Annotated in this window: 14 protein-coding genes; 10 read left to right on the top strand and 4 right to left on the bottom strand. The window is 67.9% G+C overall.

All coding sequences use genetic code 11. The annotated features are described in order from the left end of the window. Window positions 1-11 precede the first annotated feature (11 nt). From EO174_RS03370 to EO174_RS03330, 9 genes are all read left to right on the top strand, one after another. A complete protein-coding gene (locus tag EO174_RS03370) occupies window positions 12-575 on the top strand; it encodes a sigma-70 family RNA polymerase sigma factor (RefSeq protein WP_104583421.1) in 564 nt (187 codons plus the stop codon). Beyond that, entirely contained in the window at window positions 572-1,414 is an 843-nt protein-coding gene (locus tag EO174_RS03365) for an anti-sigma factor (protein ID WP_164740068.1), read from the top strand. Before EO174_RS03370 ends, EO174_RS03365 begins: the two co-directional genes overlap by 4 nt. Before the next feature lie 226 nt (window positions 1,415-1,640). Next, window positions 1,641-2,639 carry a fatty acid desaturase gene (locus tag EO174_RS03360; protein ID WP_126942220.1) on the top strand — a complete coding sequence of 333 codons (999 nt, stop codon included), beginning with the start codon at window positions 1,641-1,643 and terminating at the stop codon, window positions 2,637-2,639. Then, entirely contained in the window at window positions 2,636-3,886 is a 1,251-nt protein-coding gene (locus EO174_RS03355; RefSeq protein WP_119129002.1) for an FAD-dependent oxidoreductase, read from the top strand. The genes EO174_RS03360 and EO174_RS03355 overlap by 4 nt, the downstream gene beginning before the upstream one ends. Next, window positions 3,886-4,791, top strand: coding sequence for a DUF1365 domain-containing protein (locus EO174_RS03350; protein WP_126942291.1), 906 nt, complete (start codon window positions 3,886-3,888; stop codon window positions 4,789-4,791). Before EO174_RS03355 ends, EO174_RS03350 begins: the two co-directional genes overlap by 1 nt. Then, window positions 4,788-6,071: a cyclopropane-fatty-acyl-phospholipid synthase family protein gene (locus EO174_RS03345; protein ID WP_126942217.1), complete on the top strand. Its 1,284-nt coding sequence runs from the start codon at window positions 4,788-4,790 to the stop codon at window positions 6,069-6,071. Before EO174_RS03350 ends, EO174_RS03345 begins: the two co-directional genes overlap by 4 nt. Before the next feature lie 8 nt (window positions 6,072-6,079). Next, window positions 6,080-6,625, top strand: coding sequence for a DUF2878 domain-containing protein (locus EO174_RS03340; protein WP_126942214.1), 546 nt, complete (start codon window positions 6,080-6,082; stop codon window positions 6,623-6,625). After that, entirely contained in the window at window positions 6,622-7,404 is a 783-nt protein-coding gene (locus tag EO174_RS03335) for a DUF1295 domain-containing protein (protein WP_126942211.1), read from the top strand. Before EO174_RS03340 ends, EO174_RS03335 begins: the two co-directional genes overlap by 4 nt. Window positions 7,405-7,421: 17 nt before the next feature. Then, the gene (locus EO174_RS03330) at window positions 7,422-8,492 is read left to right on the top strand and encodes a cyclopropane-fatty-acyl-phospholipid synthase family protein (RefSeq protein WP_126942208.1); all 1,071 of its coding nucleotides are present in this window, start codon (window positions 7,422-7,424) and stop codon (window positions 8,490-8,492) included. A 230-nt stretch (window positions 8,493-8,722) separates the two neighbouring features. Here the strand turns inward: EO174_RS03330 and EO174_RS03325 are convergent, their stop codons facing one another. Continuing rightward, entirely contained in the window at window positions 8,723-9,070 is a 348-nt protein-coding gene (locus EO174_RS03325) for a RidA family protein (RefSeq protein WP_104583431.1), read from the bottom strand. A gap of 10 nt (window positions 9,071-9,080) precedes the next feature. Further along, window positions 9,081-9,788, bottom strand: a complete 708-nt coding sequence (locus EO174_RS03320) for a DUF998 domain-containing protein (protein WP_126942205.1) — start codon at window positions 9,786-9,788, stop codon at window positions 9,081-9,083. 261 nt (window positions 9,789-10,049) lie between these two features. On the opposite strand from EO174_RS03320, the gene mprF reads away from it, so the two are divergent. Next, window positions 10,050-12,614 (top strand): bifunctional lysylphosphatidylglycerol flippase/synthetase MprF, encoded by a 2,565-nt coding sequence (gene mprF, locus EO174_RS03315; RefSeq protein ID WP_126942202.1) that lies wholly within the window; start codon window positions 10,050-10,052, stop codon window positions 12,612-12,614. Between the two features lie 1,001 nt (window positions 12,615-13,615). On the opposite strand, the gene EO174_RS03305 is transcribed toward mprF, so the two are convergent. Next, entirely contained in the window at window positions 13,616-14,989 is a 1,374-nt protein-coding gene (locus EO174_RS03305) for an AcvB/VirJ family lysyl-phosphatidylglycerol hydrolase (RefSeq protein WP_126942196.1), read from the bottom strand. 69 nt (window positions 14,990-15,058) lie between these two features. Beyond that, window positions 15,059-15,241, bottom strand: a complete 183-nt coding sequence (locus EO174_RS03300; RefSeq protein WP_104648309.1) for an oxidoreductase-like domain-containing protein — start codon at window positions 15,239-15,241, stop codon at window positions 15,059-15,061. Window positions 15,242-15,246: the final 5 nt, after the last annotated feature.

Below are 15,246 nucleotides of genomic sequence, written 5' to 3'. Positions count from 1 at the left end.
CGCCCGACCGCATGAGTGCCATCCCTGGCCACGACGACGATGAAACCGGACGACTGCTGACCGCGACCGCGGGTGGCGACCGGCATGCCTTCGAAGCGCTGTACCGGCAGACCTCGCCCAAACTGTTCGGGGTGTGCCTGCGCATGATCCCGCACCGTGCCGAAGCCGAAGAGGTGCTGCAGGACGTGTTCACGCTGATCTGGCACAAGGCCGGGCAGTTCGATCCCACCCGTGCACGCGGGCTCACCTGGCTGGCGATGATCGCGCGCAACAAGGCCATCGACCACCTGCGCGCCAATGCCCCGCAACGCCGCAACGTGGCGCTGGACGATGCCGGCGAATTGCGCGCCAGCGATGCCTCGCCGCTGGAGCGCACCGAGCGCGCCAGCACGCGCCGACGCATCGACCACTGCCTGGCGGAGCTGGAACCGCCGCGCAGCGAATTGATCCGCACCGCGTTCTTCGACGGCATCACCTACGAAGAACTCGCCGCGCGCACCGACACCCCGATCGGCACGGTCAAGAGCTGGATCCGCCGCGGTCTGGCCAAACTCAAGGCATGTCTGGAACGATGAGCACGCCCTTTCCCATCGACCAGGAACCGCCGCGCGACGTGCTTGCCGGCGAATACGTGCTGGGCCTGTTGAGCGCCGACGAGCGCCTGGCTGCCGAACAACGCGTCGCCACCGACGGCCAGTTTGCGCAGGCAGTGACGCAGTGGCAGGAACATCTGGCGCCGTTGCTGGACGAGATCGCCGCCGTGACGCCGCCCGGCCAGGTCTGGGCACGCATCCGCCAGACCCTCGGCTTCGATACGCCATTGCACGCAGTGCCCCCCGCGCCGTCGGCAGCGCCGCCGGCAGGCGCGCCAACGACAGCGGTGTGGAACAGTGTGCGGTTCTGGCGCTGGGCAAGCGCCGGCGGCCTGGCCACTGCGGCCGTGTGCCTGCTGGCATTGTTGAACCTGCGCACGCCACCGGCACCGGTATCGCCGCCGCAGGGCACCGGCCCGGTGGTACAGACTCCGGTCACGCCGCCGGCGGCCACCACCGCGCCGGCGACCGGCATTGCGATGACCTCCACGCTGGCCACCGAAGACGGCCGCCCCGGCTATGTCGCATTGATGGATGCCGACAAGCACACCATCACGGTGACGCCGCTGGATCGCACCGCCACCGCCGACAAGGTACCCGAGCTGTGGCTGATCACGCCGGACGGCAAGGCGCATTCGATGGGCACCTTCGACGACCAGCGTGCACGCCGCGCGCAGATTCCCGACCAGCTGATGCCCATGCTCAGCAACGAGGCCATCCTGGCAGTGACGCTGGAGCCGCCGGGCGGTGCACCGGGCGGCGTCGCCACCGGTACCGTGGTGGCCAAGGGCGGCATCAGCACGCTGGCAATGGCGCCCTGATCCGGCGCGCCTGACGCCGCCTGCGACCACGTTGCAGGCGGCGTCAGGCGCGCAACAGCCTCATCTGCGTCACCCCTGGCTGGCGCGGTTCAATGTGTGCGCAATTGCGCGAATCGTTCGCACCGGCACGCCAAGCGCGCGCACGCATGCGACGATCGAACGCGCTGGTGCATCTGTTTACCGGCAGCGTCCGTAAAGGGTCACCACTACACACGGAGAACCACGCGTGCCGAGTACTGGCTTTGACCCACATGCCGCGCCGCCGCAGCCTGCCGACACCCGCCGACGTGGGTGGATCGCAGCGCGTACCGGCAGCCTGCGTCGTTGGGTGGATTCGCAAACCGACGAACCGCTGGACGAAGCACGCGCAGACCGTATCGACTGGCTGCGTGCCCTGCCCTTCATCGCGCTGCACCTGGCCTGCCTGGCGGTCCTGTGGGTCGGTGCGTCCTGGTTCGCGGTCGGCATGGCGGTGGCGTTGTACGCGCTGCGCATGTTTGCGCTGACCGGGTTCTACCACCGCTACTTCTCGCACCGCGCGTTCAAGACCTCACGCGTGCTGCAGTTCGTGTTCGCGGCCATCGGCGCCACCTGCGTGCAGCGCGGGCCGCTGTGGTGGGCCGCGCATCATCGCAATCATCACCGCCACACCGACACCGGCCGCGATCCGCATTCGCCGGCGCAGCACGGCTTCTGGTGGAGCCATACCGGCTGGTTCCTGACCCCGCGCAACTTCCGCACCGACTGGGAGGTCATCCCGGACCTGCGCCGCTTTGCCGAGCTGCGCTTTCTGGACCGCTTCGACATCGTGATGCCGGTGTTGCTGGCAACCGGGCTATACCTGCTCGGCGACTGGCTGGCGGTTGCCGCGCCCGCATTGAAGACCAATGGCGCGCAACTGCTGGTATGGGGCTTTGTGATCTCCACCGTGGCGCTGTTCCATGCCACCTTCACCATCAATTCGCTGGCACATCGCTTCGGCAGCCGGCGTTTCGACACCCGCGACGACAGCCGCAACAACTGGCTGCTGGCGCTGCTCACCTTCGGCGAAGGCTGGCACAACAATCACCACTTCTTTCCCGGCTCCGCACGCCAGGGCCTGCGCTGGTGGGAGTACGACCTCACCTGGTACGGGCTCACCGTGATGTCGTGGGTGGGCCTGGTCTGGGACCTCAAGCCGATGCCGACATCGCTCACGCGACGTGCCGAGCGGGTGAGCCGATGAGCGAGGGCAGGATTGCCGTGGTCGGCAGCGGGATCGCCGGCCTGGGCGCGGCGTGGCTGCTGTCGCGCCGCTACGAGGTCACCTTGTTCGAGGCCGCCGATTATCTGGGTGGACATACGCACACCCACGACATCCAGCTGGACGGCCAACGCTATGCGGTGGACAGCGGCTTCATCGTGTTCAACCCGCAGCACTATCCGCTGCTCACGCGCATGTTCGCCGAGCTGGACGTGGCCGCGCAGCCGACCACGATGAGCTTCTCGGTGCACGACGCGCGCAGCGGGCTCGAATACAATGCCGGCAGCCTGGGCGGGCTGTTCTGCCAGCGCAGCAATCTGCTCAGCCCGCGCTTCTGGGGCATGCTGGCCGACCTGCGTCGCTTCTATCGGCAGGCGCCGGCGGTGCTGCACAGCCAGGAGCGCTTCAGCACGCTGGGCGCGTATCTGCAGCGGCATGGGTATTCGGCGGCGTTTCGCGACCAGCATCTGGTGCCGATGGCCTCGGCACTGTGGTCATCGCCCTCGCAGCGCATCCTCGAATTCCCGATGGGCCAGCTGATCGGCTTCATGGCCAACCACCACATGCTGCAGCTCAGCGGGCGTCCGCAGTGGCAGGTGGTGCGTGGTGGATCCAGCAGCTACGTGCGTGCGCTGCGCCGGCGCTGGCAGGTGCTCGAGCGCCTGTCCACGCCGGTGCATGCGATCCGCCGCGCGCCCAACGGTGTGGTGCTCAGTTCCCTGCGTGGCGAAGAGCACTTCGACAACGTGGTGCTCGCCTGCCATGCCGACGACGCGCTGGCCTTGCTCAGCGACGCCTCCGCAGCCGAGCGGCAGGTCCTGGGCGGCATCACCTACCAGGACAACGACACCGTCCTGCACACCGACGCCAGCGTGCTGCCACGCGATCGCCGCGCCTGGGCGGCGTGGAATGCGCATGTACCGGCCGACCCGCAGGCGCCGTGCACGGTGAGTTACTGGATGAACGCCCTGCAGTCGCTCAACGCGCCACAGCCGTTCATCGTCAGCCTCAATCGCAACCACGACATCGCCCCGGACAAGGTGCTGCGGCGCATGCGCTACCGCCACCCGGTGCAGAACGCGGCCGCCCTCGCCGCGCAGACGCGCAAGGCCGAGATACAGGGCGTGCAGCACACCTGGTTTGCCGGCGCAGCCTGGGGCTTCGGCTTCCATGAAGACGGCCTGCGCAGCGGCGTGGATGTGGCCCATGGCCTGGGAGTGGACTGGTGATGCAGCTGCTGCGCGACGCCAGCCCCGATGCGATACCGCTGCCTCCGGGCGAGGACAGCGGTGCCGTCAGTGGGGTGGGCGCGATGCGCAGCGCGATCTATACCGGTTGGGTGCGGCACCGCCGGTTTGCGCCCAGGCCGCTGGCGTTTCGCTACCGGCTGTTCCTGATGTACCTGGACCTGTCCGAGCTCGATGTGGTGTTTGCGCGGCGCTGGCTATGGTCGGTGGGGCGCGCCAACCTGGCGCAGTTCCGGCGCAGCGATTATCTCGGTGACCCGGACATTCCGCTGGACCAGGCGGTGCGCGACTGCGTGCAGGCCCAGACCGGCGAGCGCCCCGATGGCGCGATCCGCCTGCTCACGCATCTGCGCTACTTCGGCCATGTGTTCAATCCGGTCAGCTTCTACTACTGCTTCGACCGCCATGGGGGCCTGCGCTGGGTCGTGGCGGAAATCACCAATACGCCGTGGCAGCAGCGCCACACCTACGTGCTGCCGGTCGCGCAGGCGCGCACGCATCGCCAGGTGCATGCATGGCGCTTCGACAAGCGCTTCCACGTCTCCCCCTTCATGGGCATGCAGCACCAGTACGACTGGCGTTTCAGCGTGCCCGAGGCGCAGTTGCGCGTGCATATGGACGTGCTGGATGCGCCTGGCGGCGACGCGCCGGGCGGCATCCCCGCGGCCGAGGCCGATGGCGCAGGCAGCGGTGCACGCCGCTTCGATGCCACCCTGGTCCTGCAGCGCCAGCCGCTCAACGCGCGCACCCTGGCACGCACGCTGCTGGCCTATCCCTTGATGACCGTGCAGGTGGTGCTGGCCATCCACTGGCAGGCCCTGCGCCTGTGGCTGCGCGGCAACCCGGTCCACGATCACCCTCATCCGCCTGTGCGAGAACCTCGATGAACGCCACGTCCCTGCCCGACACCGCTGCGCCGCGCGCGGCTTCCTGGACGGACCGCCTGTTGCGCAAGCGCCTGCTGGCCACGCTCGGCGAGCTGCACGATGGACAATTGCAGCTGCACGAAGCAGACGGCGTCACCACCCTCGGCAACGCCAGTGGTGCCGATGCGCTGCAGGTGCAGTTGCGTGTCATCGACCCCGGCTTCTATCGCCAGGCCGCGCTCAACGGCAGCGTCGGTGCCGGCGAGTCGTACATGGATGGGCAGTGGCACTGCGACGACCTGGTCGCGTTGATGCGCCTGCTGCTGCGCAATCGCGACCGCCTGGATGCGATGGAAACCGGCACCGCGCGGCTGGGCGGCTGGGCAATGCGCAGCCTGCATGCGTTCGCACGCAATACCCGCAGCGGCAGCCGGCGCAACATCGCCGCGCACTACGACCTGGGCAACCCGTTGTTCCGCCTGTTTCTCGACGAGAACCTGATGTATTCCTCGGCGATCTTCGTCGATGGCGAAGAGGCCCAGGGCGAGGCGGCCCTGGAGCGCGCAGCCACGCGCAAGCTCGAACGCATCTGCCAGAAACTGCAGCTTGGCCCGCAGCACCACGTGGTGGAAATCGGCACCGGCTGGGGCGGCTTCGCGCTGCACGCTGCACGCGCGCACGGCTGCCGCGTCACCACCACCACCATCTCACGCGAGCAGTTCGAACTGGCCACCCAGCGCATCGCCGCGGCCGGCCTGAGCGACCGGGTCACGGTGTTGTTGCGCGACTATCGCGATCTGGACGGCCGCTATGATCGGGTGGTGTCGATCGAGATGATCGAGGCCATCGGCCATCAGTATCTGGACACCTATTTCGCCAAGGTCGGCAGCCTGCTGGCCGACGACGGCCAAGCGCTGATCCAGGCCATCACCATCGAAGACCATCGCTATGCGCAGGCCTTGCGCTCGGTGGACTTCATCAAGCGGCATATCTTCCCCGGCAGCTTCATTCCCTCGGTGGCGGCGATGACCGGCGCGATCGCGCGCGCCAGCGACCTGCGCCTGTTCAACCTGGAAGACATCGGGCCGAGCTACGCGTTGACGCTGCGCGCCTGGCGCCAGCGCTTCATGGCGCAGCTGCCGCAGGTGCGTGCGCTCGGCTATGACGAGCGCTTCATCCGCATGTGGGAGTTCTACCTGGCCTATTGCGAGGCCGGTTTCCTGGAGCGCTCGATCGGCGATGTGCATCTGTGGCTGAGCAAGCCGGGCGCACGTCCGCCGCAGTTCGTGCCTGGCCTTTGAGCGGACGCATGCGGCAGCTCGGCAACTATCTGGGCCTGCAGGTGCTGTGGCTGGTGGCCGTCAGCGCGGCCGCGCAGGCGCGTATCTGGCCCACCCTGCTGGCGCTGGCGTTGTTTGCGCTGTATCAGCTGTGGCCGTCGCGGCGTGCGCCGGGCGATCCGCAGCTGCTGGTCGCCGCGCTGTCGCTGGGCCTGCTGCTGGATACCACGCTGGCGGCGGGCGGCTGGGTGCGCTACGCCGCGCCGTGGCCGGGCACGTTGCTGGCGCCGGCCTGGATCCTGGCGTTGTGGCTGGGCTTTGCGCTCACGCTCAACCATTCGCTGGCATCGGTGATGCAGCGGCCATGGCTGGCGGTGCTGCTGGGCGCGATTTTCGGTCCGTTTTCGTACTGGCTGGCACAACGCGGCTGGCAGGCGGTGGAATTCCGGCCGCCACAGCTGCAGGCGGTGGTCGCAGTCGGCATCGGCTGGGGCCTGGCCTGCGGCGTGTTGTCGCTGTATGCACGCCGCCTAGCGCGACCATCGCCTGACCATCCGAGGGGAGAACTGCAATGAATGCCTGGCCGCTGCTGCATGTGGGCGTGTTTGCGAGTGTGGTGATGGTGGTCGGCTGGCTGTGGCAACGCCGCAGCGGCAATGCCGGCCCGGTCGATGTGCTGTGGGCCGCGTGCCTGGCCCTGGCTGCGCCGTATTGCGCGTGGATGTCCGATGGCGCGCTGCTGCCGCGCGTGCTGGTCGCCGTGCTCGGCGGTGTCTGGGGCGCGCGCCTGGCGCTGCATCTGGGCGTGCGTGTGTTCGGCGACCCGCATGAAGATGGCCGTTATCGTGCCTTGCGCGAGCACTGGAACGGCGACCAACGCAAATTCCTGGGCTTTTTCCTGGCGCAGGCGGTCGTGGTGGTGCTGTTTTCGGTGCCGTTTCTGGCCGCTGCCAGCAACCCGGAGCCGGCCTGGAGCGTGTGGAGCACGCTGGCGATCGCGGTGTGGTTGATCGCGGTCGGTGGCGAAGCCCTGGCCGACCGGCAACTGTCTGCGCACAAGGCCAACCCGGCCAATCGCGGCGTCACCTGCCGCAGCGGCTTGTGGCGATATTCGCGCCATCCCAATTATTTCTTCGAGTTCGTGCACTGGTTCGCTTACCTGGCGCTGGCCGTCGGTGCCGGGCCATGGCCGCTCGCCCTGGCCGCGCTGGGGCCGGTGGTGATGTTCGTGTTCCTGTATCGCTTCACCGGCATTCCCTACACCGAGCAGCAGGCGCTGCGCTCGCGTGGTGAGGACTATGCGCAGTACCAGCGCAGCACCAGCGCGTTTTTCCCGCTTCCCCCTTCGTCCTGAGTCGCCTGGAGAGTCGTATGTCCACCATCACCGTTCCGCCCTCCTCGCTGCCCGAAGAATCCGTCGCGACCCGGCTGGCCGAATCCGGCGTGCTCCCCGACGCCGCATTGCGTTACGGCATCCGCCGCTTGTGCGCGCAACGCCTGCGCGATGAGCGCACCGGCGGTGCCGATGCCAGCGGCGAGCGCCAGCGTGCCTTCATCGACAGCCTGCGTGCCAGCGCGATCGCGATCGAAACCGATGCGGCCAATCGCCAGCACTACGAATTGCCGCCGCAGTTCTTCACCCTGTGCCTGGGCCGCCGGCTCAAGTACAGCAGCTGCTACTGGGACGCCACCACGCCGGATCTGGATGCGGCCGAAGAACGCATGCTGGCGCTGTACGGTGAGCGCGCCGAACTGGCCGACGGCCAACGCATCCTGGAGCTGGGCTGCGGCTGGGGCTCGCTGACCTTGTGGATGGCCGAGCGCTATCCCGGCACCACCATCACCGCGGTGTCCAACTCGCGTCCGCAGCGCGCGCACATCCTGGAGCAGTGCCGGGTGCGCGGATTGAGCAACGTGCAGGTCATCACCGCCGACGTCAACGCGCTGGCGCTGCCGCCGGGCAACTTCGACCGCGTGGTGTCGGTGGAGATGTTCGAGCACATGCGCAATTACCGCGAGCTACTGGCGCGCGTCGGCAGCTGGCTGGCGCCGGGCGGCAAGCTGTTCGTGCATATCTTCTGCCATCGCGACCTGGCCTACCCGTTCGAGGTGGCCGGCGAAGACAACTGGATGGGGCGGCATTTCTTCACCGGCGGGCTGATGCCGGCGGCCGATACCTTGCTGCATTTCCAGCAGGACGTGGTGATCGAACAGCGCTGGGTGCTGTCGGGCGAGCATTACGAAAAAACCGCCAACGCCTGGCTGGAGAACCAGGACCGCCACCGCACGCAGATCATGCCGCTGCTGAAGCAGACCTATGGCGAGGACGCGCAGCGCTGGTGGCAGCGCTGGCGGATGTTCTGGCTGGCCTGCGCCGAGTTGTTCGGTTACGACCAGGGTCGCGAGTGGGGTGTGGCGCACTATCGCTTCGTCAAACGCTGATCACCGCGCGCGGCCCGAGACGCCATCGCGGCCCGCATGGGTGAACGCGAATATCCCGGCTTTCCGGTCGTGCCGGCGCACCGGCAGGCGGGTTGGCGCCACGACCATGCCAGCGCGCCATCCGGGGGTTTGCACTGTCTGCTGGCAACGCTGCGATGCGATGCGCAACGCATGCGCAGACGATGCCATCGGCGCGCGCGATCGCCCCGCGACCGCGCGCCGCCCTGCGGTCAGCTCGCCGCAGCGGTGATCACAATTTCCACCTTCCATTCCGGCCGCGCCAACTTGGCTTCGACCGTGGCGCGCGCGGGGGTGAAGCCGTGCGGCACCCATTCGTCCCAGGCCGCGTTCATGCCGTCGAAATCGGCGATGTCGGCCAGGAAGATTTCCGCACGCAGGATCTTGGTCTTGTCGCTGGCCGCCTGCGCGAGCAGCTTGTCGATTTCGCCCAGCACCTGGCGGGTCTGCCCGGTGATGTCTTCGCTGGTGTCTTCGGCAACCTGGCCGGCCAGATAGCACACGCCGCCATGGACGGTCATTTCCGACATCCGCGGACCCGTTTCGAATCGCTGCAACATTTCAGACTTCCTACGGTTGATTGACCCGGGCATTGTCCCGCGAATGCGGCAAACGTGCAGCCCCGGCGCGCGGGTGCTGCGCCAACCACGCCCCCACCCGCACCATCCAGGCCACGATCAGCACGATGGCGCTCTTCTGGCTGATGCCCAGCGGCACGCTGCTGACCGTGACGTGGACCAGCAACACCGCAAATGCGCTCAGCCCCAGGCCAGACGCGGTGGTGAAGCGGCCCCGCCACACCCGGTCGCGGCGGAAATAGCACGATTGCAGCAACACCGCCGCGATCACGCACAGAAACGTCATGTCGGCCGAGAGCAGATGCACCAGCATGGCCGCGTCGGGCGCCAGCTCCGGCATCCAGCTATCGCCGATCGACACCATGCTCAGGCCCAGCGCCGCGCTCCAGAACAGCGCCACCACCGTGCGGCTGCGCGCGGGCGGCGCAAGTGCCGCCTGCAGGCCCGGCGCCATCCACGCCATCGTGGCAGCCAGCACGCAATAGGCCGTGCGTAACAGCAGGCCGTGGTCGCCGTGCAGATAGGCGCTGAGCTGTGCGTCGATCCAGTCCAGATCCCCACGCAGCCATTGCAACAGCAGAATCAATCCGATGAAGGCCATGCCCGTGCAGGCGGCGACTGCGCCGGCCTGCACGGCCCAGCGTGGCGGGCACGACGGCCCGGGCGACATCGCGGTGCCGGTGTGGTGTCGATCGTCCATCAATTGCCTGTCTGTGGTGCAACGGTCATCGTGTCCAGGTGGGTCGCCTGCGGCACGTGGTCGCGGCGATGCCCTATGATGCGCGCGGCCGTCCTGAGCCGACACCTGTCGGCGCGACCGAAGCCTGCATTCACCTCATTGGGCATCCACGCGATCACCCTGCATGTACCTTGACACCGACCGGCCCATGCAGACCAACCGCCCGCACGGCACGCACCATGCATGTGCCCTTCTTCCCCTCCAGCAGATCCCGTTTCCCTCATGACGGATACCTCCGTGTCTTCCCAAGCGCCGGCCAGCGGCTGGCGCCGCGCCTTGCCGGTGATCATCAGCCTGGCGATCCTGGCGATGGCGCTGCACGCGCTGTCGGGACAATTCACCGACCACGGCTATCGGCAGATCCGCCAGGCGTTCCGTGCCTTGGGTGCCGGCCAGATCGCGCTCACCTTGCTGCTGGGCTTGAGCAGCTACGCCTGTCTGGTGGGCTTTGACTGGGTCGGGCTCAAGCGCACCGGCAAGCGGCTGCACCCCGCGCGCGTGGGCATCACCGCCTTCATGGCGCACGCGGTGGGGCAGACGCTGGGCTTTGCCGCCCTCACCGGCGGCGCGGTCCGCCTGCGCGGCTATGGCAGCGTCGGGCTGACCCTGGCCGAGATAGGCCAGGTGGTGCTGATGAGCACACTGGGCTTCGTCTTCGGCGCCTGGGTGTTGCTTGGCCTGGCGCTGATGCTGGAACCGGAAGCGGCCGCGCGCGCACTGCCGATCACCGCAGAAGGCATCCGCATCGCCGGTATCGCCTTGCTGGTCGGCTACGTTGCGATGCTGGGACTGGTTGGCAGGCAGGGCCGCGAATTCGGGATTGGCCGTCATCGCTTCTGGTTGCCCGACCGCACCACGGTGCTCGGCGTCACCGCGCTGAGCGTGGTCGAGCTGGGCCTGGCGGCTGCCGCATTCTACGTGCTGCTGCCGCCGGACCCGGGTACCGGCTACTTCGGTTTCATCGGGATCTGGCTGGTGGCGGTGGTCGCCGGGCTGATCTCCACGGTGCCGGCCGGCTTGGGCGTGTTCGAGTGGAGCCTGCTCAAGCTGCTGCCGCATGTCACCCCGGCTGCGGTGCTGGCCGCCGCGCTGGCCTACCGGGTCACCTACTACATCGTGCCGCTGCTGATCTCGGTGGCGATGGCGGCAGCCTCCGGCCTGGGCGCACCGGTGCGCGCCAGCGCCAGCACCGCGCGCACCGTGTGGAAGGCCCTGCGCCCCTGGTTGCCGCAGATCCTGGCGTTGGCAGTGTTTGCGGTGGGCGCGGCGCTGGTCATCGACGGCACCTTGCCGACCCCGCGCGCGCGCCAGGAAGTGGCGCCGCTGCCGCTGATCGAGACCTCGCATCTGCTGGTCAGCCTGGGCGGCATGGTGCTGCTGCTGATCGGCCAGGGCCTGCAACGCCGCAGCCATGCGGCCTGGGTGCTGGCACTGGGCGTGTGCATCCTGCTGCCGCCGCTGTCGCTGTTGCGCGGCAGCCATATCTCGGTGTCGCTGTCGGCGGCGCTGGCCGCGGTGGCGCTGTGGGCGGCACGGCGCGAGTTCTACCGCCAGGGCGCGCTGCTGGACGAAGCCTGGTCGTGGCGCTGGCTGAGCAACCTCGGCCTGGTGCTGGTGGCCACGTTCTGGCTGTTGTTCTTCGTCTACAGCCATGTCGAATACAGCAACGACCTGTGGTGGGAATTCGCCACCTCGGCCAACGCGCCGCGTGCGCTGCGCGCGGCGTTGATCCTGTGCGTGGGCGTGATCGTGTTCGGCATGGCGCGCCTGCTGCGTGGCGGCCGCCGCCCGATGCCGGCCGCCGATGCGCAGACCCTGCAGACGCTGGCGCCGATCCTGGCCAGCAGCACCGACACCCAGGCCTGCCTGGCGCTGACCGGCGACAAGGCGTTCCTGCTCGACGAGCAGGGACGTGGGTTTGTGATGATGCAGCGTTACGGCGGCTCGCTGATCTCGATGGGCGACCCGGTCGGCACGCCCGAGGTCGCACGCGCACTGATCTGGCGCTTCCGCGAAGAGGCCGACCATATGGGCCTGCGCCCGGTGTTCTACCAGGTCGGCGAAAAATACTGGCAGACCTATCTGGACATGGGCCTGACCCTGGTCAAACTGGGCGAAGAGGCGATCGTGCCGCTGGAAGGCTTCACCCTGGAAGGCCGCGACCGCGCCGATCTGCGCCAGGCCTGGAACCGCGGCAAGCGCGGCGGCCTGACCTTCCGCATGCTGCAGCCCGAGCAGGTGGATGCGGTACTGCCGCGCCTGACCGAAGTGTCCGAGCAATGGCTGGAAGAAAAATCCGGCGAAGAGAAGGGCTTCTCGCTGGGCAGCTTCGATGCGGACTATCTGCGCCGCTTCCCGGTGGCGGTGGCCGAGGCGGAAGGCCAGATCGTGGCCTTCGCCAACGTGTGGCAAGCGCCGGCCGGCGGCGAGCTGTCGGTGGACCTGATGCGGCACAGCGCGCAGGCGCCCAAGGGCACGATGGATTTCCTGTTCATCGAGCTGTTCCTGTGGGGGCAAGCCAACGGCTATACGCGCTTCTCGTTGGGCATGGCGCCGCTGTCGGGCCTGGCCGAGCATCGCCTGGCCGGCCGCTGGAATCGCTTTGCCAGCCTGGTCGCGCGTCACGGCGAGCGCTTCTATGGCTTCAGCGGCTTGCGTCGCTTCAAATCGAAGTTCGCCCCGACCTGGCGCCCGCGCTACCTGGTCGCGCCGGGCGGCATGCATCTGCCAGCCGCATTGCTCGATGTCACCCGATTGATCTCGGTGGATCCCGGCCGCCAGGAGTAACACCACACAGGGCCTGCGGTTTTCATGCGAATGCGTCGGTCTATGGCGGGCGCCTGCACGTGTGCCTGCGCGTGTGCCTGAAGGCATTGCTTGTTGGTGAGCGGTAGCGATATTGGGAGCGTGGTGCCGCGTCCGGTGGCGGCATGGATGCCGCCACCGAGCCTACATGGACGTACTTGCGGCGTGTCCCGACACCGGATGCGGCGCCGCGCCGCCGACCGACTCCGCGCACCGATCAAACTGTGCACAAAATCTAGCGTTTCCATGCGAATGCTTCGGTCTGCGGCGGGCGCCTGCACGCGTACCGGCGTGGGACACGCCGCAAGTACGTCCGTGTAGGCTCTGGCGCGGCATCCATGCCGCTCAAGGTCCCACACCGGCACGCGCGCAGGCACCTCCGGTTGCTGTCGGTTGCGGAACGAAAAGCGAACGGATTGCTGGGCTACACGTCCTTCGAGTGCCCATCCTGGCCGTAGCAGCAGATAGATAACTCACCATGTGCGTTGGCGACGGAGTCCGCAGGCATCTACACGTGTTGAGCGCATTGCTTGCCGATCAGCGGTAGCAACGTTGGAAGCGTGGTGTCGCGTCCGGGGGCGGGACCGTGTGGCGGCATGGATGCCGCCACCGAGCCTACATGGACGTACGCGGCGTGTCCCGACACCGGATGCGGCGCCGCGCTGCCGACCGACTCCGCACACCGACCAATTGCACACTAAATCCGTCCGCTTCCTGCGAATGCTCCGGTCTGCCGAGGGCGCTTGCACGCGTACCGGCGTGGGACACGCCGCAAGTACGTCCATGTAGGCTCTGGCGCGGCATCCATGCCGCTCAAGGTCCCACGCCGGCACGCGCGCAAGCACCACCGGTTGCTGTCGGTTGCGGAGAAAAATGCCAAGCGCCCGCCGAGCTGCAGCGGCCGAACCGAACGGCGACGATCAGGTTGTTGACATGCGTCAGCCGGAAGTCGGCTGACGCATGGGCAAAAATGCACTGCTCGCTTATGGCTTCGACAGAGCGTGCAACTGCTCCATGATCACCTTGGCCAGGGTCGCGTAATCGCCCTTGAAGTGGTGATCGCCCGGTAGCGCGACCCGCTTGGCGGCCTGTGGCGGTAGGCTCGGGCAGAGCGCATCCTGGTCGTCCTGGCCGTAGATGCAGACGGTGGTGCCGGCGGGCAGTCGCTGCACTTCCGGCGCAATCGGCAGGCCATCGTCGTCCGAACCCAGCCAGTTGCTGACGTGGAATTCGTAATCGGCCAGCTTGCCTACCGACAACAGCGCGGTCATGCGCAGGTTCTGCTTGGTCTGCGCCGGCAGCGTGTTGATCGCGGCCGGCAATACGTCCGCGCCCTGCGAGAAGCCGATCAGCACCACCCGCTGGCGTTGCCAGCGCTGCGCATAGAAACGCGCGATGCGATCCAGGTCGGTCGCAAAGCCCTGCGGTGTACGCTCGGTCCAGAAGTAACGCAACGAATCCAGGCCGACCACCGGGATGCCTTGCGCGGCCAGTGCATCGGCCACCTCTTCGTCCAGGCCTGCCCAGCCGCCATCGCCGGAGACGAAGATCACGAAGGTGTCGTCGTCGCTGTCGCCGTCCGGCTTGGCCGGCACTTCCACCACCGGCAGATCTTCCAGCCCGCCCGGCGGTGGCGGCAAGGCCACGCCCTTCTGCTCGCCCAGCGAGCGTGCCGCAGCGCGCAGGCCCGGCAGGATGTCGCCCCGCGCCGAACGCGTAAAAGTGCGTGCCTGCGGCACCTGCTTGAGGAAGCTGTCTTCGGCGGCGGCCGGGCAACGCTTGTCCTGGCTCCCGGCAAGCACCCAGGGAATCTGCAACGGCACCGGCAGCAGCGTGTTGCTGCCCGGGCGTACGCCCGGCTGGCAGATCGCCTGATCGGATACCGTGGCCGGGCACAGCCCATCGGTCAGCACGCCGGCCAGCACATGCGGCTTGGCTTGCGCCCCGATCGCATAGGCCAGCGCGGCCCCCTCGCCGTCGCCGACCAGCAGCGGCAGGCTGTAGGTGGGCACGTGGTAGAAGGCCTGCACGTAGCGCGAGAAATTCTCCACATCGCCGACCGAGAACGCGCAGGTGCCGCCGGCCTTGCGCAGCACCGCATACAGATGCGCGGTATCCACCATCGCCACCATCGCGCCATCGGCACGCAGGCTTTCCGCCTGCGTCTGCCGCTTGACGTTGTTGCCGGTGCCGGTCAGCCAGATCACCACGCGCTGCGGCTCGCCCTTGGGCATCAGCACCGGCACCTGCTCGAAGCGGCCGTGGCTCACTGGCTGCGTCGTCTGCGCAGCCGCCATGCCCGATAGCGTCAACATCGCCGCGCCGCAGAGCGCGCTCCACATCTCAAGTCGTCGCATGTCGCACCATCGGAAAGAGTGGTTCAAAGATAATCGCTCCGGGCGGCCACGCGAAGCGCGGCGCTTCGCTTATCGCGCATGTGCCTGCTGCCGCGCTTCCCAGGCGGCCAACGCCTGCCGGTAGCGCGCCAGTTCCTCCGCGTACAGATCGTGCACGCACAACGGGCAACCGCTTTCGCAGCACTCGTTGGGTGCAGGCGGCTCGGGCGGCTGCGGGCGTGGATCATGATCGGGAGCGACGCGGTCGTGCATGTGCG

The sequence above is a fragment of the Xanthomonas sp. BRIP62418 genome (assembly GCF_003993495.1).
In the GTDB taxonomy this organism is placed as follows: domain Bacteria; phylum Pseudomonadota; class Gammaproteobacteria; order Xanthomonadales; family Xanthomonadaceae; genus Xanthomonas; species Xanthomonas euroxanthea.
Note: the sequence above shows the minus strand (reverse complement) of the source record. Positions and strands in the feature narration are given on the sequence as shown.